Origin of the sequence: Megasphaera sp. (genome assembly GCF_047831605.1) — a bacterium.
In the GTDB taxonomy this organism is placed as follows: Bacteria; Bacillota; Negativicutes; order Veillonellales; family Megasphaeraceae; genus Megasphaera; species Megasphaera intestinihominis.
In genome coordinates this window covers 1,089,994-1,106,439 of the sequence record NZ_CP181255.1, presented here as the reverse complement: position 1 = coordinate 1,106,439, position 16,446 = coordinate 1,089,994, and the positions used below count along the sequence as shown (strand labels likewise).

Annotated in this window: 20 protein-coding genes and 1 tRNA gene; 11 read left to right on the top strand and 10 right to left on the bottom strand. The window is 53.7% G+C overall.

Going from position 1 to position 16,446, the window contains the following annotated elements:
• Positions 1-63: 63 nt before the first annotated feature.
• A complete protein-coding gene (locus ACFWUB_RS05320; protein ID WP_416184347.1) occupies positions 64-261 on the top strand; it encodes a hypothetical protein in 198 nt (65 codons plus the stop codon).
• 118 nt (positions 262-379) lie between these two features.
• Complete coding sequence (locus ACFWUB_RS05315) at positions 380-610, top strand: hypothetical protein (RefSeq protein WP_020310636.1); 231 nt, start codon at positions 380-382, stop codon at positions 608-610.
• 268 nt (positions 611-878) lie between these two features.
• On the opposite strand, the gene ACFWUB_RS05310 is transcribed toward ACFWUB_RS05315, so the two are convergent.
• Positions 879-1,172 carry a hypothetical protein gene (locus ACFWUB_RS05310; RefSeq protein WP_416184346.1) on the bottom strand — a complete coding sequence of 98 codons (294 nt, stop codon included), beginning with the start codon at positions 1,170-1,172 and terminating at the stop codon, positions 879-881.
• An 88-nt stretch (positions 1,173-1,260) separates the two neighbouring features.
• On the opposite strand from ACFWUB_RS05310, the gene ACFWUB_RS05305 reads away from it, so the two are divergent.
• Positions 1,261-1,437: a hypothetical protein gene (locus ACFWUB_RS05305; RefSeq protein WP_416184345.1), complete on the top strand. Its 177-nt coding sequence runs from the start codon at positions 1,261-1,263 to the stop codon at positions 1,435-1,437.
• A 66-nt stretch (positions 1,438-1,503) separates the two neighbouring features.
• On the top strand, positions 1,504-1,701 hold the full coding sequence (gene tatA / locus ACFWUB_RS05300) for a twin-arginine translocase TatA/TatE family subunit (protein WP_292300381.1): 198 nt from the start codon (positions 1,504-1,506) through the stop codon (positions 1,699-1,701).
• 126 nt (positions 1,702-1,827) lie between these two features.
• Here the strand turns inward: tatA and ACFWUB_RS05295 are convergent.
• Positions 1,828-1,924, bottom strand: a tRNA-Sec gene (locus tag ACFWUB_RS05295).
• Positions 1,925-2,031: 107 nt separating this feature from the next.
• Between ACFWUB_RS05295 and ACFWUB_RS05290 the strand changes: the two genes are divergently transcribed.
• A complete protein-coding gene (locus ACFWUB_RS05290) occupies positions 2,032-3,144 on the top strand; it encodes a 4-hydroxybutyrate dehydrogenase (protein WP_416184344.1) in 1,113 nt (370 codons plus the stop codon).
• A 171-nt stretch (positions 3,145-3,315) separates the two neighbouring features.
• On the opposite strand, the gene ACFWUB_RS05285 is transcribed toward ACFWUB_RS05290, so the two are convergent.
• The 3 genes from ACFWUB_RS05285 to ACFWUB_RS05275 all read right to left on the bottom strand — a co-directional run bounded on the left by ACFWUB_RS05285 (position 3,316) and on the right by ACFWUB_RS05275 (position 6,871).
• Positions 3,316-5,487: a glucose PTS transporter subunit IIA gene (locus ACFWUB_RS05285; RefSeq protein WP_416184343.1), complete on the bottom strand. Its 2,172-nt coding sequence runs from the start codon at positions 5,485-5,487 to the stop codon at positions 3,316-3,318.
• 307 nt (positions 5,488-5,794) lie between these two features.
• Complete coding sequence (locus ACFWUB_RS05280) at positions 5,795-6,208, bottom strand: flavodoxin (RefSeq protein ID WP_416184342.1); 414 nt, start codon at positions 6,206-6,208, stop codon at positions 5,795-5,797.
• A gap of 12 nt (positions 6,209-6,220) precedes the next feature.
• Positions 6,221-6,871 carry a DUF3793 family protein gene (locus ACFWUB_RS05275; protein WP_416184341.1) on the bottom strand — a complete coding sequence of 217 codons (651 nt, stop codon included), beginning with the start codon at positions 6,869-6,871 and terminating at the stop codon, positions 6,221-6,223.
• A 62-nt stretch (positions 6,872-6,933) separates the two neighbouring features.
• Between ACFWUB_RS05275 and ACFWUB_RS05270 the strand changes: the two genes are divergently transcribed.
• From ACFWUB_RS05270 to ACFWUB_RS05260, 3 genes are read left to right on the top strand one after another with little or no spacing between them, the layout of a single operon-like run.
• Positions 6,934-7,332 (top strand): PaaI family thioesterase, encoded by a 399-nt coding sequence (locus ACFWUB_RS05270; RefSeq protein WP_022497645.1) that lies wholly within the window; start codon positions 6,934-6,936, stop codon positions 7,330-7,332.
• Between the two features lie 13 nt (positions 7,333-7,345).
• Positions 7,346-7,990: a lactate utilization protein gene (locus tag ACFWUB_RS05265; protein ID WP_014015299.1), complete on the top strand. Its 645-nt coding sequence runs from the start codon at positions 7,346-7,348 to the stop codon at positions 7,988-7,990.
• Between the two features lie 24 nt (positions 7,991-8,014).
• Entirely contained in the window at positions 8,015-8,428 is a 414-nt protein-coding gene (locus tag ACFWUB_RS05260) for a SoxR reducing system RseC family protein (RefSeq protein ID WP_020310627.1), read from the top strand.
• Between the two features lie 140 nt (positions 8,429-8,568).
• On the opposite strand, the gene ACFWUB_RS05255 is transcribed toward ACFWUB_RS05260, so the two are convergent.
• The 5 genes from ACFWUB_RS05255 to thiS all read right to left on the bottom strand — a co-directional run bounded on the left by ACFWUB_RS05255 (position 8,569) and on the right by thiS (position 12,148).
• Positions 8,569-9,090 (bottom strand): cysteine hydrolase family protein, encoded by a 522-nt coding sequence (locus ACFWUB_RS05255; RefSeq protein WP_020310626.1) that lies wholly within the window; start codon positions 9,088-9,090, stop codon positions 8,569-8,571.
• A gap of 18 nt (positions 9,091-9,108) precedes the next feature.
• Entirely contained in the window at positions 9,109-9,699 is a 591-nt protein-coding gene (locus ACFWUB_RS05250; RefSeq protein ID WP_416184340.1) for a thiamine phosphate synthase, read from the bottom strand.
• A 221-nt stretch (positions 9,700-9,920) separates the two neighbouring features.
• Positions 9,921-11,108, bottom strand: a complete 1,188-nt coding sequence (gene thiH / locus ACFWUB_RS05245) for a 2-iminoacetate synthase ThiH (RefSeq protein ID WP_416184339.1) — start codon at positions 11,106-11,108, stop codon at positions 9,921-9,923.
• Between the two features lie 13 nt (positions 11,109-11,121).
• Positions 11,122-11,892: a thiazole synthase gene (locus tag ACFWUB_RS05240; RefSeq protein WP_416184338.1), complete on the bottom strand. Its 771-nt coding sequence runs from the start codon at positions 11,890-11,892 to the stop codon at positions 11,122-11,124.
• Positions 11,893-11,953: 61 nt separating this feature from the next.
• A complete protein-coding gene (thiS, locus tag ACFWUB_RS05235) occupies positions 11,954-12,148 on the bottom strand; it encodes a sulfur carrier protein ThiS (RefSeq protein ID WP_416184337.1) in 195 nt (64 codons plus the stop codon).
• Positions 12,149-12,389: 241 nt separating this feature from the next.
• On the opposite strand from thiS, the gene ACFWUB_RS05230 reads away from it, so the two are divergent.
• The 3 genes from ACFWUB_RS05230 to ACFWUB_RS05220 all read left to right on the top strand — a co-directional run bounded on the left by ACFWUB_RS05230 (position 12,390) and on the right by ACFWUB_RS05220 (position 16,443).
• The gene (locus ACFWUB_RS05230; protein WP_416184336.1) at positions 12,390-13,658 is read left to right on the top strand and encodes a hexokinase; all 1,269 of its coding nucleotides are present in this window, start codon (positions 12,390-12,392) and stop codon (positions 13,656-13,658) included.
• A gap of 119 nt (positions 13,659-13,777) precedes the next feature.
• Positions 13,778-15,178, top strand: a complete 1,401-nt coding sequence (locus tag ACFWUB_RS05225; RefSeq protein ID WP_416184335.1) for a PLP-dependent aminotransferase family protein — start codon at positions 13,778-13,780, stop codon at positions 15,176-15,178.
• The gene (locus tag ACFWUB_RS05220) at positions 15,178-16,443 is read left to right on the top strand and encodes a metallophosphoesterase family protein (protein ID WP_416184334.1); all 1,266 of its coding nucleotides are present in this window, start codon (positions 15,178-15,180) and stop codon (positions 16,441-16,443) included. The genes ACFWUB_RS05225 and ACFWUB_RS05220 overlap by 1 nt, the downstream gene beginning before the upstream one ends.
• The last annotated feature ends 3 nt before the right edge of the window (positions 16,444-16,446 follow it).

The window sequence follows — 16,446 nt, the reverse complement described above, 5'->3', positions numbered from 1 at the left end:
CCTTTTGGATTATTATCACAGCTTATCTTAGAAAAAGCACCAAAAGATGAGTGGGACACAGTATTGCACTATATAAAATCGGTAGGACTTCCTTCATGCTTAGCTGATTTAGGAATTACGGATGTAAAAGAAGACGAAATCCGTTTGGTTGCGGAAGCAGCTACCGTGCCAACTCAGTTCACAAAAAATGTGCGTGCTGACATTACGGCAGATGAAGTGTATGATGCCATTATGAAAGCAGATACATTAGGACAATCGTGAGGATTTCAACATGTTTACCATAACAGAACAAGCAAAACAATATATTCACGCGCATGGCGGTCATGTCATTATTACCTTGACCTTTGAACCGTCTGGAGGGAGTTGTTGAAAAGGCGATTTGATTTGGGGCAGTTATGTTCCCGAAATCGGTTTAGGTAAACCGGGTCAACAAATGGACTATCCTTTTGAATTAGTTGATGATATTGTCGTTTGGTATCATCCTAAATTACAAATTCAACAAGGGTATCAATCTATTGTTATCCATATGAAGCGATTTTTATTCCATCAATGGCTGACAATAGAAGGGGCGCAAGGAATGGCTATAACACGTGAAAAAGGGTTTGAATAAAGAGATAAGCTGCCTTATGAAGGAAATCTTTATAGAGGCAGCTTATCTTTTATGGACGATATATTATAATTTTGTTATACTTTTTATAGGTGCTACCAAAACGGTAGGCGGTTATCCCTCTTCGGAGGGCGCTCTACCCTCCACCCAGATTAGAAATCCGTATTCACATAAAGAAAAATAACCGCCTCGCTCCCAACGCAACGGTTATTTTTTCTTTAAATAATCTTTGAGGGCTAACCGTCTATCGGTAGCGCTTTTTTCTATATGTTTATTTTGCCAGCGTATGGGCGGCTTTGATGCGGTGCGTGATATAGGTGCTCAGCAGGACGCCGAGGATGGTAAAGACGGTCATGACGGTGAAGACAATCTGGTAGCCGTCGATACCCTGATGGCTATCGAGGATGGAGCCGTAGACGGCGTACATGAAGGCGCCGGGCAGATAGCCGATGAAGGAGGCCATGGACATGGCAGAGCCTGTGATTTCGCGGGGGACGTCGACTTCATCCATGGGGGCGAAGAAGACGGCGCGCATGCTGTAGACGCCGATGAGCCTGAAATACATGAAATGCCATGGCGGCCACTGAATGCGGATTCCTATTTGACAGATTTGAAGTATAAGAAAATTTAGGAAGTCCGCATCTGTCCCAGGTATGGTGGACGGTATTCCAAGATTCAGTATTGCTTACTCTCTCAATCCACTCTTGTCCCAGCTCTATCTGGGACGGGCTGAAGTCTATCATTCCGAGCCGTTGTGCCTGGAAGTGACGCCGTGCCGCGTCGATAAATCCTTTGGCTTGAAAAAACTCTTCTCCTCCCGCGTTCATTGACATCTTTTCTGGATAAGGGTATCATGAAGGCATGTGAAGAAGTAATGGCATTATAGGAGGAAGGACATGTTTGGCTTAGGCGCACCGGAATTACTGCTCATTTTAGTCATCGCCCTGGTCGTATTCGGACCGGGGAAACTGCCGACCATCGGCCGGGCTTTGGGGAAGAGCCTCCGTGAATTCAAGGAAGCCGTCAATACGGATGAAACAAAGCAGATAGAGGAAAAGACGGAAAAAACAGATGAGAAAGCGACGAACCGCTAGCTGGTTTATAACGCAGAGTTTGTAGAAGCCGGCTTTAAATTTTTTATCATTTGCTGCAAACTAAAAACTACAAACTTAAAACTCAAAAAGGGGCTGTCGCACGTGCGACAGCCCTTTTTCGTTTTCTGGCGGGAAAGTGTGGGAATCGAACCCACCTGAGAAGCTGTTAACTCCCCATGCTGGTTTTGAAGACCAGAGGGAACACCAGAACCCATCCTCCCCCAGGACAGGTTTATTATATCACGGGCATCCTGTCTCTTGCAAAACTGTTTCCATCTTTGTTACACTAAAGGCGGTGAGTGCATTACCCATTAGAAAGGAGTTAATGAAATGATTGAATTACAGTTGAAACCGACGATTTACTCTTACGATACGTGCCGGGAATTTGTGGAAGACCTACAGGTCGGGGCCGATGACCTGATTGTTACCAATCAGTATATCTTTGACCCGAATTTCAAGGATTTAGGCCTTATGTGCCATGTCTTGTTCCAGGAAAAGTATGGCATGGGTGAACCGTCTGATGAAATGGCAGAAGCCATTTATAAAGATATGCCCAAGGATGTGAAGCGCATCATCGGTATCGGCGGCGGCACGGTCATGGACTTGTGCAAGTTGTTCATCTTGAAGCAGGTCAGCCCGGTCCTCGATTTGTTCGATGGCAAGATTCCTGTGGAAAAGGAAAAGGAACTCATCCTCATCCCGACGACGTGCGGGACGGGCAGTGAAGTCACCAATGTATCGGTCATGGCTCTGGTCAGCCGCAACACGAAGAAGGGCATTGCCGACAATGCGCTCTATGCCGATAAAGCCGTCCTCATTTCGCAGCTCTTGAAGACCCTGCCTTTCAAGGTCTTTGCGACCAGTTCCATCGATGCCCTGGTTCACGCTGTCGAATCGGCCTTGTCTCCGGATTCCAGCGCCAGCTTCCGCGTCTTCAGTTATAACGCCATCGAACTCATCCTCAAAGGGTACTTGCAGATCCGCGACCACGGTCCGGAAGCGCGCATCCCGCTTATGAAGGATTTCCTCCTGGCCAGCAACTGGGCCGGCATCGCTTTCAGTGTCCCTGGCTGCGCCGCTGTCCATGCCATGAGCTATCCTCTGGGGGCAAAGTATCATGTACCTCATGGTGAATCGAACTACGCCATGTTCACAGGCGTCATGAATTGCTACATGTCCATCAAATCGGACGGCGAAATCGCGAAATTGAACCGTTTCATCGCCGACATCCTAGGCTGCGAACCGGAACACGTCTATGAAGAACTGGAAAAACTGCTCAACGTCATCCTGCCCAAGAAAGCGCTCCATGAATACGGCGTCAAAGAAGAAGAATTGCCGGAATTTGCTGAATCGGTCATCGAAAATCAGCAGCGTCTCATGAAGCATAGCTTTGTGCCCCTCGATTATGATAAGGTGTACGGCATTTACAAGAAATTGTATTAGTGGCTCGTGGCTCGTGGTTCGTCGCAGGGGCCGCACGTGGGCGGCCCGTCTCGGGCCATGTGGGAATCCCGGGAGAGCCATTAGCCGCTAACTGAAGGGTTCAACCTCTCCGGCCCTGCGGGCCACCTCTCCTATCAGGAGAGGCTTGCCTGCGGCCTGCGGTTTTACACATTAGAACCAGACGGCCTGGTCGCCGGCTTTTACGTTGCCTTCGGCTGCCAGGTGTACTTCTTTGCCTTCTTCGAGATCGGTGAAGATGCACAGGCAGGCGTCAGATGGGGCGTTGGCCTTGATGAATTCGTCGTCGAATTCCATCAGTTTATCGCCTTTCTTGACTTCCTGGCCGTTTTCGACGAAGACATTGAAGCCTTTGCCTTCGAGTTTGACCGTATCGATGCCGATGTGCAGGAGGTATTCTACGCCGTCTGCCGTGGTCATACCGATGGCGTGTTTCGTATCGAAGACGAAGGTGACTGTTCCGTCTTCCGGCGCATAGACCGTGCCGTCTGTCGGATAGACGAAGAAGCCGTCGCCTGTCATTTTGCCGGCAAAGGCTTCATCCGGGGCTTCCGTAATGGGATGGAGGCTGCCGGTGAAGGGCGAATTGAAGTAATGCTTTTCAGCATCTGTTTCCGGTTCAGTCTGTGTTTCCTGGGCTTTCGGCGCTTCTTCAGCCGGAACCGTTTCCGCTGCCGGTACGGCTTCGATAGGGCCGTCTGCCGGGTTGGTTGCCAGATAGCTTTCCAGGTTGGCCTTGATGACGGCGACTTGCGGGCCGTAGACGACCTGGACGCCCTGGCCTTTCTTGATGACGCCTACAGCGCCAGTGGCTTTCAGAGCTGCATCGTTGACCAAGGCCGAATCGGCTACGGAGCAGCGCAGGCGCGTAGCGCAGCAGTCGACGGAAGTGATGTTCTTGGTGCCGCCCAGGGCGCGGGTGATGGCCTGGCTGACGACGTCCGTGGCAGCCTCGCCGTCGCCGGCTTTGGCTGCGGCGTCACGGGCTTTGACGTCGGCTTTGGTGTAGAGTTTCGTTTCCACATCGTCGTCTTCACGGCCCGGTGTCTTGAGGTCGAACTTCTTGATGAGGAAGGTGAAGATGAAGTAGTAGAGGAAGAAGTAGATGATGCCGACCGGGATGATGTACATCCAGTTGGTCTTGGCTTCACCCTGCAGGATACCGAAGATGAACAGGTCCAACAGGCCGCCAGAGAAGGTCAGGCCGACGGCGATGTTCAGCATGTGGGCGATCATGTAAGCGGCACCGGCCAGGACGACCTGGACGTAGAAGAGCATCGGTGCGACGAAGAGGAAGGAGAATTCAATCGGTTCCGTGATGCCCGTGAACATGGACGTCAGGGCTGCCGATAAGAGCAGGCCGCCGGCGACTTTGCGTTTTTCCGGTTTTGCCGTGCGGTACATGGCCAGGGCGGCGCCGGGCAGACCGAAGATCATGAAGATGAATTCGCCCGAGAAATACCGGGTTGCATCAGCACTGAAGTGAGTGACGTTAGGCGAAGCGAGCTGGGCGAAGAAGATGTTCTGGCCGCCCTGGACGAGGTTGCCGTCGATCATCATCGAACCGCCGACGCCGGTCTGCCAGAAGGGCAGGTAGAAGACGTGATGCAGGCCGAAGGGGATGAGGGCCCGCTTGATGATGCCGAAAATCAAGGTGCCGATGTAGCCCGTACCCGTGACCAGGCCGCCGAGGGCGAAGATGCCGCTCTGGACGACAGGCCAGACGAAATACATGGCAATGCCGACGAACATGTAGACGACGGTGGAAATGATAGGGATGAAGCGCGACCCGCCGAAGAAGGACAGGGCATTGGGCAGTACGATTTTATGATAGCGGTTGTGCAGGTAGGCGACGCCGATGCCGACGATGATACCGCCGAAGACGCCTTCCTGGAGGGACATGATGCCGCAGACATTGGCAATCGTACCTTCCAGGACATCGGGAGATACGGTGTTATTGGCCAATACCTTGCCAGTCAGTTTGAGGACGGCGTTGGTCGAGGCGTGCATGACGAAAAAGGCGATCATCGCCGATAAGGCGGCGACTTCCTTTTCCTGCTTGGCCATGCCGATGGCGACGCCGACGGCGAAGATGATGGGCAGGTTACCGAAAATGATGTTGCCGGCATCGCTCATGATGGTGAGCAGTGAATGGAGTATCGTGCCGTTTCCGAGGATGCTTTCCAATCCATAGGTCTGGATGGTCGTAGCATTCGTGAAAGAAGCCCCGATACCGAGGAGTAAGCCGGCAATCGGCAGGATGGCGACAGGCAGCATGAAACTGCGGCCGACAGCCTGCAAGATGGAAAAGACTTGGTCTTTCATAAAATTCCTCCTTTTACTATAGGAATAAATAAGTATGAGACAGTACGTTCCTATTTTAACATACCCTAGGCAAATGAGAAGGATGAGAGTTACGTCTCATCGTGCCTATCTAGCATATATACTTGACAAAAAGTAAAGGAGTGATAGTTTGCAGCATGGAGTTTGTAGTTTGTAGAGGATGGCTTTAGAAATTTTTGCTATTTACTGCAAACTAAAAACTATAAACTGAAAACTCGAAAAGAGGCTGTCTGTGACGACAGCCTCTTTTCGTTAAGAGGAGAATGAATGTGAAGTTGTTTTCTGATTTTTATGCTTTGGCAGCGGCTTCGCCCAATTCTTTGCATTCAGGAGCGTTGTCCGGTGTTTCGTTGACGATGGCCGTACCAATGACGATGGCACCGGCATCTTCTGTACGCTGTTTCCATGCGTCCATCCATTCGCCGGAGCCCCATCCATAAGAACCAAAGAGGCCGACTTTTTTGCCCTTCAATTTCGGAGCCAAGTCGGTAAAGAACGGTTCGACGACGGAGTCTTCGAGTTCTTCCGACCCCATAGCCGGGCAGCCGAGCAGGATGACGTCTTTGCTAGCTACATCATCAACATTTGTATCTTCAAAGCGGACTGATTCTACGTCAGCACCGGCAGCTTTAGCAGCTGCTTCAATTTCATTAGCCATTGCTTCTGTATTACCTGTACCACTCCAATAAACGATTTCTACCATGATTAATCCTCCTTATGCTACAATGAGCGATTCTAATGTTGTCCCAATGGCAAAGCGGTTCAAATAGTCTTGCCGGCAGCATGTATAGCGATGGAAAGTACGGGCGGCGGTATGGGCGTCGCCGTATACTTTCCATTCGCCACAGAGCTTGGCGTGGCTTCCCTTGTTGGCGATGAAACCGCACACATCCTCTAGGGGATAGCCGAGGAAAATGCCTGATTCATGAGGGAAACAGCCGCCTTCTGCAAAGCGCGCGGCAAGATGGTCCAGCAGGGCCGATACGTCCTGGCAGTCTTGATAGCCGAATTGCTGCAAAAATGAAGCAATGTCCCGCCGCTGTGCGTACGCCCAGACCCTGGCCGGCCGGTATACATACAGCAGGGTGCGTTGGGGACAGGCATATAAGATGCGGAAATACAAGCCTTTAGGGTTGTATTTATGATTATATTTTTCAATTATTTTATCATAAGTGCAGCCGTTGCCTAAGCGGGGCAGACAGAGAAGGGATGCCTGTTTAAGCCCTGCAAGAGTAGGCGAACAATGGGTTATTAAGACGTAATCCAGGTTCATATCCAATTGTCGCTCCTTTCGCTTTGATATTGTAAGTATAAGATATTTGATATTGATTGTCAATGCTAATATGATAATTAATTTCAAATACATAGGAGGGCTTGCCAAGTATAGTATAATAAGGATAGAACGAAGAATATACGGAGGGTGATGTTATGGAAACCGCGTATGAAACCAATCATTGTTTTGGCTGCGGCCGCGATAACCCGATTGGCCTGAAGCTGGACATGAAGCTGGACGGCGATCGCTGCGTCGCTTATTTTACGCCGAAAGCCGAACATGAAAGTTACGGAGACCGCATGCATGGCGGCCTGACGAGTACCCTGTTAGATGAAGTCATGGGGGACTACGTGTTCCGCAAGGCCGGGAAACCGGCTTATACGGCGCGGCTGGAAATCCGTTTCCGCAGTGCTATCCGCATCGGGGAAACGGTCAAAGTCGAAGGCTGGCCGGAAGTCCATCGCGGCCGCCTGTTCATCATGAAAGGGAAAATCACCCATGCCGATGGTACGCCGGCTGCCGAAGCGAAGGCAGAAATGATGCTGGCAAAGTAAAGGAGGAGTTATTATGGATAGAACAGATATGATGCACCGCATGTATGACATCAAGGGGCCCTTAGTGGCCAAGAAATTCGCAGCCCGCGGCTTTGAAGCCGTGTACTGTCCGACCAAGGAAGAAGCCTTGAAACAGGCCATTTCGTATATTCCCGAAACGGATGTCGTGTCCTGGGGCGGTTCCGTATCCATCAATGAAATCGGCTTGCGGCCCTACGTATTGGAACACAATCCGGTCATCGACCGCGATTCGGCCAAGACGCCGGAAGAACGGGTCGAACTGATGCGCAAGGCCCTGCTCTGCGATACGTTCCTCATGGGGACCAACGCCGCTGTCCAGGACGGGCAGCTCATCAATATCGATGGCAACGGCAACCGCGTCGCCGCCCTTTGCTATGGGCCGAAACAGGTCATCGCCATCGTCGGCATGAATAAAGTCGTCCCGACCGTCGAAGCGGGCATCGAACGGGCGCATACCGTCGCTTCGCCGCAGAATATCGGACGCTTTCCCGGCGTCGGCACGCCTTGTGCCAAAACCGGCATGTGTGGCCACTGCATCCGGCCGGACAGCGTCTGTGCCCAAGTCGTCCGGACGCGGATCTGTAAGCCCCAGGGCCGCATCAAGGTTATCCTGGTCGGAGAAAATCTGGGCTTTTAGTCCTGAAAAGAGAGGTATTTTATTATGAGAACTGGAACGGGCGTCGTCGAAGAAGTTTGCCCGAATGGCCTGGCCAAAATCCAGACCAACCGCAATAATCTATATTCGCCGTGCAGCGACAGCATGTGCGCGGACAATGTCGTCATCGATGCTGTGAACCCCATCGGGGCCAAAAAGGGACAGTATGTACAGTTCAACATCCCCGACGCCGGCATGGGCGTCAAGGGCATCATCTGCTTCGGCGTCCCCTTGCTGCTCATCATCGTCTGCGGCGTCGCAGGCTACCTGCTGGGAGAATCATGGCAGGTCAAACCGGAAATGACGGCCTTTGCCGGCATGATTGCAGGCGGCATCATCGGCTGCCTGGTCCTGAAAGGCTATGAAAAGAAAATCAACAACAACCAGACCAAAGCCGAAATCACGGGAATCATCAGTTAAGAGGCTGCAGGTTCGTAGGGGCTCGCACGTGGCGAGCCCGCCAGATATATGTAAGAATTCCGTGAACAATTGGCATGAGCGGGCGCCCCGCGTGGCGCCCCTACAGAAAAAGGCTTGTCGCACGTGCGACAAGCCTTTTTTTATACAATATCGATTTGGCAGGCTTTCATGGCCTGTAATGCTCTTTCGTGGTTTTCTGGTGTCGAACCGGCACAGCATGTGCTGTCGACGATGATTTCCTTTTCCGGGTAGAAGGCTTTGAGCAGCATGGCATTGGCGATGACGCAGATGTCCGTGCACAAGCCCATCAATACCAGCCGGTCGTAGTCGCGTACTTCATCGACCAGGGCCGGACAGCCAAAGGATGGCTTTTCCAGGATGGTGGCCCACATGGTGTACGGCAGGAGCTGTTTGCAGATGCGCCAGCCCCGCGTGTCTTTCAGGCAGTGTGGAACGGGAAGTTTCCGGCCTTCCTGGGTTTCGCTGTAGGCCTCGTCGTGGGTGTCCTGGGTGAAAATCAGGTCCGTTTCCTGGTCGGCATCCTTTTTGCTGGCCACGATCTTGGCCTCGATGCGGGGGACGACGGCTTGAGCCTGAGCGCTTCCCAGGGCGCCGTCGATGAAATCATTCTGCATATCGATGATGATATAAGCCTGGGTCATTACGGTCATCCCTTCTCTTTAGGCACGCAATTCTTTTAAATATCCCGGTACGTCCGGGCAGGTCATGAGGCCCGACATGAGGGCGACGCCTTTGATGGGGACGTCCTGGAGCTGAGAGATGGTCTTCGGCGTAACGCCGCCTAAGGCATAGACCGGAATCTTGACGGCCTTGCAGATGGCTTCGACCGTGTCGACGCCGATAGGCGGATCCGACGGCTTGCAGGCTGTCGGGAAGACGTGGCTGGCCATGAGGTACGTAGCGCCGAGCTGTTCGGCTTTGACGGCTTCTTCGACGGTGTGTACGGAGACGCCGAGGGTCGTCATGTAATAGAGCAGGGACGAATGGGTTTCCAGATAAGGCAGAGAGCACTGGAAACGGGGAATATGAAGACGGATAGCAGCCTTTCCGAAATGCTGGAGGACACATGTTTTCTGATGGATGCTGCACAGGCGCAGGGCCCGTTTGGCATAATCTGTGTATTCTTCTTCAGAAAGGTTTTTTTCACGAAGGACGATGAAATCTACATCGGATGCGGCGATTTGCTCGAGCTGATCCCAGTAGTTCGTCGAAGCCAATTCGTGATTTGTAATTGCAGCTACTTTTAACACGATTTATCACCTGAATATTAGAGTATTTTATACCTATAACTATACATGAATCTCATACTAACGTCAACAATTATACCAATAGAATATAATAAATGTTCTATATGAGTTTAACGCCCTAAAACGAGAAGATATATGACAAAAACGGTTCGGGGTGGATTGGGTCCCGGACCGTTTTTGTCATATACATTTTATAGGATTGGTAATGGATTACGTTAGATGGTTTACAAATAAATATACTCACTGGTGACAGGCTGCAGGCCCATGCCCTTGATGTCGGAGTACATCTGGTCAAAGGACCGGCCGTCAGTGATTTCGAACTGTTCGTCACCCATTTCGGAGCCGTCATTTTCCAGATGGCCGCCGATGCCGACGCAGACGCTGGCCGATACTTTGGTAGCGGCGATTTTCATGATGGCGTTGCGGTAGCGGGCGCTTTCACGGCTCGATACGACGATGCAGGCGTAAGGCATGAACAGACGGTAGGCGCAGATGATCTGCGTCAGTTTCCGTTCGTCTACGTCCTTCGGGTTGATCTTATCGTTATTGATGATCGGGCACAGGCGCGGACAGGACAGGGAAATTTCGGCATGCGGGTACTTACGCTGCATGAGCCATGCGTGCATCCCCGTTGCCAGGGCATCTTTCTGGTAGTCGTCCAGGCCTAAGAGGGCTGCGAAGCCGACGCCGCGCATGCCGCCGAGGATGGCCCGTTCCTGGGAGTAGAAGCGGTACGGGAAGATGCGCTTGTGACCGGCCAGGTGAAGGGTAGCGTACTTGTCTGAATTGTACGTTTCCTGGAAGACCGTGACGTAGTCGGCGCCACATTCGTGGAGATATTTGTAGTCTTCCGAATTGACCGGGTAGATTTCCATGTTGATGACCCGGAAATACTGGCGGGCGATCTTGACGGCGTTGCCGATGTATTTGATATCGCTCATCTTCGGGCTTTCGCCGGTGAGCATGATGACTTCTTCGATACCCGTATCGGCGATGTTCTTACATTCGCGGTGGAGTTCTTCGTCCGTCAGGCGGGCGCGCTTGATCTTGTTGTGCGAGTTGAAGCCGCAGTAGATGCAGTAGTTATCGCAGTAGTTGGCGAAATAGATCGGCGTCAGGATGGTGATGTTGTTGCCGAAATGGCGCCGCGTGACCAGATGGGCTTTCTGGGCCATTTCTTCCAGGAACGGTGCAGCGGCCGTCGATAAGAGGGCCATGAAGTCCCGCGGGTCCAGATGTTCTTTCGACAAGGCCAGGCGGACGTCTTTATCAGTGAAGTCGTCATTGTTGAAGGAATTGCGGATGGCGACGACCTGGTCGAGCATATCCGAGTCGATGACTTCCATGCCCGGTAAATATTTCATGTGGTCGATGAGTTTGCTCTGATCGATAGTTTTAGTTTCTTCCGTCATGTTCGATTCCTCCTCAGTCTCCTAAGAATCCCGTCAGCGGATCCGAAGCCGAAGCCGTTTCGCGGACGCGGCCCAAGCCGGCAAGGTAAGCATTGCGGCCGGCACGGATGGCTTCACCGAAGGCTTTGGCCATGAGAGGCAGGTCGCCAGCCGTAGCGACGGCGGTGTTGGCCATGATAGCAGCGGCGCCCATTTCCATGGCTTCGCAGGCCTGGGACGGACGGCCGATACCGGCGTCGACAATGACCGGCAGGTCGACTTCGTCGATGAGGATCTGGATGAAATCTTTCGTCGACAAGCCTTTGTTGGTGCCGATAGGCGAAGCTAAGGGCATGATGGCAGCGGCGCCGGCGTCAGCCAGGGCACGGGCTGCATAGAGGTCCGGATACATATAGGGCAGGACGACGAAGCCTTCTTTGGCCAGGATTTCCGTGGCTTTGATGGTTTCGTTGTTGTCCGGCAGGAGATATTTGGAGTCGCGCATGACTTCGATCTTGATGAAGTCTCCACAGCCGATTTCACGGGACAAGTGGGCGATGCGGACGGCTTCGTCTGCCGTGCGGGCGCTCGACGTGTTCGGGAGCAGGGTGACGTTTTTCGGGATATAATCGAGGATGTTATCTTTCTGACCGGCTTCGACGCGGCGCAGGGCCATGGTTACCATCTGGGCACCGCCTTGTTCGACAGCGGCCTTGATGAGGTCGACAGAAAACTTACCGGAACCTAAGATGAAGCGCGATGTAAATTCGTGGCCGCCGAGGACCAGGGTATCTTTTTTTTCCATTGGGAAAACACTCCTTTTATGATGATTGATAGGTCTGTATGTTTCGCTTGGTCAGCAGGAATCAGCCCCCGCCGACGAAGTGGACGATTTCCATAGAATCGCCGTCTTTCAAGGTCACTTTGTCATAATCCCTGCGCGGTATGATGGTGCCGTTCAGCTCGATGGCGATGCGGTCTGTACGATATTCCTGGTCGGTCAGGTAAGCGAGCAGGTTCTGGCCGGCCGCTTCGATGTCTTTGCCGTTGATCCGTACCATGGAGGTCCTCCTTTCTCTCAAATGAAAAAAGGGTCGCACGAAGAATTACACCCAAGGTGGTGTACCCCTTCGTGCGACCCTTGTGATTCGGTCTCACTCTGCCTATGATTATAGCCTATTGTCACAAAAAGTCAACCGTTGATAATGAACTGTCTTGAGAGAAATGACCGGGGAAGACGACAAAGGCCGAAAAACTATAGTATAATAAAGTTATGATTTTACGAGAGGTGTGATCACTGCCATGGAAGAACGGATGGACTGGATGAATATTGCCCGCTATTTTTATTTGACCGACGAGCGGCTGCAGCAGATTTCCCGCGATTTTGCCGCCGATATGGAACGGGCCCTGTGCGGCCAGCCCGGGGCGACCGTATCGGCCCTGAAATCGCATGTTTCCCTGCCTGGCGGTGATGAGCGCGGCGTCTATCTGGCCCTGGATTTCGGCGGTACGAACGCAAGGGCTGCGCGGATCCGCCTGTTGGGCCGGCACTGTTACCTCATCGAAAAGAAGGTCTGCCAGCCGCTCCGGCTGCCTGGCCAGTACGACTATCTCTCTTCGGCGACGACGGCTGGGGAGCTTTTCGATTTCCTGGCCCGCCTCGTCGGTCAGGTTGCCCATGGGCAGCAGGCCTATACCCTGGGCCATACCTTTTCCTTTGCTATAGAGCGGCAGGACCTGCGCGATGGCCGGCTCCTGTCGTGGTCGAAAGAAATTGCCGTTCCCGGTGTGGAAGGCGAATGGGTCAACGCCATGCTCAAACAGGCCCTGGCCCGTCAGGGCTTTAGGGCTGTCGAACCGGTGGCCCTGGTCAATGACACGACGGCCCTGCTGTTGTTGGCAGCGTATACGCTGGAACGGGTCCGCCTGGGCCTCGTCTGCGGGACGGGCTTCAACGCCTGCTACTATGAGCCGGCCTGGGATATGATCGTCAATCTGGAAGCCGGCGACTATGGCGGCCTCATACGCAATCGCTGGGACAAGGCGGTCGACGCCCTGTCGGCCCAGCCCGGTCAGCATCGGATGGAAAAGATGACAGGCGGTGCCTATGCAGCGGAAATCTTCCGGCAGACCTTGCTGTCTTATTTCAAGACTCGCCAGCTCCCGGTGTTTTCCACAGCCGCTATGAATGACATCATCAGCTGCGACAATGATTTGCAGTGCCGGCTCAAGATGGGCCAGCTGTGGAAGCGCATCGTGCGGCCCGATGAGGTGCGGCCTGTCCGCAATATCGGCGCCGCCATTTTCGTCCGCGATGCCCAGCTGGCCGGCGCCGTGAGCTGCGGCATCCTGCGCCATCTTTATGGCGGCGAGGCCGTTCCGGCCCAGTCCGTGGCCGTCGACGGCAGCCTCTTGGAACACGTCCGCGGCGCCTTGTTCATGATGGAAGATGCCATGCAGGCCTGCCAGAATGAAGGCGTGAGCCGGGACAAGCAGATCCCCGTCGACCCGGTACTCATCCAGGACGGCCCCTTAGTCGGCGCCGCCGTCGCAGCGGCCATGGCGCATTAGCCACGAGCCACGAACCACGAACCACTAGCCACGGCCACGTTTTTTCGGTACAATATAATATTGCAGAGATATTTCCACCATATCTGTAGTTCAGGGAAAGGAGACGGCGCCAGGTCACGATGCTGCAACTCGATAAATCTATCAGCAAACCCTATTACGTACAAATCTATGAATATTATCGCCGGGAAATCGAAGAGCACCGGATGATAGCCGGTATGCGCCTCGACTCGGTCCGTGAACTGGCCCAGGCTGCGGGCATCAGCAAGATGACTGTCGAAAAGGCCTACTACCAGCTGGCCAGTGAAGGCTACATCCTGCGCCGCCATAAGGCCCGCTATGAAGTGGCCTCCCTGGGTGGCCTGGAAGCGCGGACCGAAGAGGCTGCTGCGCCCGTATTGCGTGAAGCCAGCCGTCGTCCCGTCTATGCCTATGACTTCGCCAGTGGCGACATGGCTTTAGAACGCTTTCCCCTTGACATATGGCGGAAATATATGAATCGGATCTTATCGGAGCCAGACCGGCTGCTGGCGGCCAATGATGACCAGGGCGTCCCTGACTTGCGCCGGGCCCTGAGCCGTTACGTCTATGAAACGCGCGGTGTCCATGCAGAGCCGTCGCAGATCATCATCGGTGCCGGGACGATTTCCCTTCTCGGCGTCCTGACCAACCTGCTTCACGATAAATATGCCTGCATCGGCGTCGAAGACCCGGGCTTCCGCCTGGGCCGGGAGATTTTCCGCAACAGCGGCTATTCCATCGTGCCCATTCCCATCAGCGGCGGACTGCTCCACGTCGATGCCCTGGAAGCCAGCGGCGTCCGCCTGGTCTACGTCAGTCCGTCCCATCAGTTCCCGACGGGGACGGTCATGCCCGCCGGCATCCGCCATCGTCTGCTGCATTGGGCTGAAAAGACGGATGGACTGATCATCGAAGACGATTACGACAGCGAGTTGCGCTATTATGGCCGCCCCGTCCCGGCTTTGCAGGGCCTGGACCGCCACGGCCGCGTCGTCTACATGGGGGCCTTGTCCAAAGTATTGCCCTTTTTCATCCGCCTCAGCTATATGGTACTGCCGCCTCAGCTCATGCCCCTTTACGAACAGCGGCGCAGCCTGTTCCGCCAGGGCGCGTCGGTTCCGGAGCAGTGCGTACTGGCGGAATATATCGAGAGCGGCGAACTGGCCCGTCAGGTACGGCGCCTGCGCAAGGAATACCAGGAAAAAGGGGAGCTCTTAGGACGGCTCTTAGTCGAAGCCTTTGGTCAGGATATCGTCGTAGGGCGGCTGGTTTCCGGCGTATACTGCCATATCCGCCTGCACAGCCGCTTATCGGAAGAAGAACTGCGCCGCCGGGCGGAACGGCAGGGCTGCCGTGTCTTGTCCATGCAGTCTTTTTATGAAACACCGTCGCAGGAAACGGATAAAGAATTTCTCCTGTCATTTTCAAAAATTCCCACCTGCAGGCTCCGCGATGCCGTAGCGGCGTTGCATGGAGCGTGGTCAGAGAAAGAAGGATACTAATGGCGAAAAGTTTGCGTTTTATTCAATGCGGGGATCTCCACTTAGGGAGCCCTTTCCATAACCTCTCCGCTATTGATGAACGGTGGCAGCGCATCGTCGGGAAAGCGCCGGTCCGGGCGTTCCAGAAAATCGTCCAGATGGCCATTGATAAACGGGTCCACGCTGTCCTCATCACCGGCGATGTCTACACCAGTGCCGATCACAACTTGACGGCACAGCTCGATTACGTGCGCCTTTTACATAAATTAGCACAGAATAACATCCAGGTCTTTGCCGTCCTGGGGAATCACGACCCGCTCGAAGCGTGGAAGGCGAAGATTCCCTTTCCGCCGAATGTCCACGTGTTTCCGACCGATGCTGTCGAACGGGTCCCCCTGGTCGTAGATGGCGAAGAAGTAGCGGCCATTTACGGGCAGAGTTATGCCAAGAGCGAACAGCGGGACAATCTGGCCTGGAAATTCAACCGTGCCGCTGGTGACCGTTTTTCTATCGGTATGCTCCATACTCAGGTCGGCAGCCGGGAATCGACGTATGCGCCATGTACCTTGGAAGATTTAAAGGAGTGCGGCATGGATTACTGGGCCTTGGGACACATCCATAAGCATGAAATCCTTTGTGAAAAGCCATATATCGTCTATGCCGGCAACCCGCAGGGCCTGGATTGTACCGAAACGGGGCCGCGGGGCTGCTATTACGTTGAAGTCGGCCCTTATGGGACGACGGACCTGGAATTTATCGATACGAGCATCGTCCGCTGGGAAAGCATTGACCTTGCTATCGACGGCATCGAATCGGTGTCGGAATTGCGCGAGTCCGTCCGCTTTGCCAAGGAAAAAGTGCGCCGCAATATCGGCAAGCCGACCTTCCTGACAGTCAATTTCACCGGCTCCGGCAGCATGTACCACGTCCTCAACAATCCCGAAGCGACGCAGTACTGGCTGGACAGCTGGCGCGAAGAAGAACAGGGGAAATACGCTTTTGTCATGGTCGAACGCCTGCGCAACCTGGCCCGTCCCAAGATGAATATGGACGAACGAAGTAAACTGCCCGACTCCGTCGGCGACTACTTGAATGTCTTCGACAAGCTGGAAAAGCTGGCTCCTGAAGAAAGGGCCAAGGCGCTGCGGGATATTCTCATGAGCCGCCCGGAATTTGAACGCCTCGGGGCCTATGGAAGGGCCCTGACGGACCAGCGCCTGCTGGAAACGTTCGAGAAAGCCAAGTGGCTGGGCGTACAGAAATTGCTGGAACATAGAAGAGGTTAAGCA

Coding starts and splice junctions, on each gene's coding strand:
- thiS (WP_416184337.1), bottom strand. CDS start 12,148: ATGGTACGGATCAACGGCAAAGACATCGAAGCGGCCGGCCAGAACCTG.
- ACFWUB_RS05230 (WP_416184336.1), top strand. CDS start 12,390: ATGGAAGAACGGATGGACTGGATGAATATTGCCCGCTATTTTTATTTG.
- ACFWUB_RS05290 (WP_416184344.1), top strand. CDS start 2,032: ATGATTGAATTACAGTTGAAACCGACGATTTACTCTTACGATACGTGC.
- ACFWUB_RS05260 (WP_020310627.1), top strand. CDS start 8,015: ATGAGAACTGGAACGGGCGTCGTCGAAGAAGTTTGCCCGAATGGCCTG.
- tatA (WP_292300381.1), top strand. CDS start 1,504: ATGTTTGGCTTAGGCGCACCGGAATTACTGCTCATTTTAGTCATCGCC.
- ACFWUB_RS05285 (WP_416184343.1), bottom strand. CDS start 5,487: ATGAAAGACCAAGTCTTTTCCATCTTGCAGGCTGTCGGCCGCAGTTTC.
- ACFWUB_RS05280 (WP_416184342.1), bottom strand. CDS start 6,208: ATGGTAGAAATCGTTTATTGGAGTGGTACAGGTAATACAGAAGCAATG.
- ACFWUB_RS05225 (WP_416184335.1), top strand. CDS start 13,778: ATGCTGCAACTCGATAAATCTATCAGCAAACCCTATTACGTACAAATC.
- ACFWUB_RS05220 (WP_416184334.1), top strand. CDS start 15,178: ATGGCGAAAAGTTTGCGTTTTATTCAATGCGGGGATCTCCACTTAGGG.
- ACFWUB_RS05270 (WP_022497645.1), top strand. CDS start 6,934: ATGGAAACCGCGTATGAAACCAATCATTGTTTTGGCTGCGGCCGCGAT.
- ACFWUB_RS05240 (WP_416184338.1), bottom strand. CDS start 11,892: ATGGAAAAAAAAGATACCCTGGTCCTCGGCGGCCACGAATTTACATCG.
- ACFWUB_RS05275 (WP_416184341.1), bottom strand. CDS start 6,871: ATGTATTTGAAATTAATTATCATATTAGCATTGACAATCAATATCAAA.
- ACFWUB_RS05255 (WP_020310626.1), bottom strand. CDS start 9,090: ATGACCCAGGCTTATATCATCATCGATATGCAGAATGATTTCATCGAC.
- ACFWUB_RS05305 (WP_416184345.1), top strand. CDS start 1,261: ATGGTGGACGGTATTCCAAGATTCAGTATTGCTTACTCTCTCAATCCA.
- ACFWUB_RS05265 (WP_014015299.1), top strand. CDS start 7,346: ATGGATAGAACAGATATGATGCACCGCATGTATGACATCAAGGGGCCC.
- ACFWUB_RS05310 (WP_416184346.1), bottom strand. CDS start 1,172: ATGTATTTCAGGCTCATCGGCGTCTACAGCATGCGCGCCGTCTTCTTC.
- thiH (WP_416184339.1), bottom strand. CDS start 11,108: ATGACGGAAGAAACTAAAACTATCGATCAGAGCAAACTCATCGACCAC.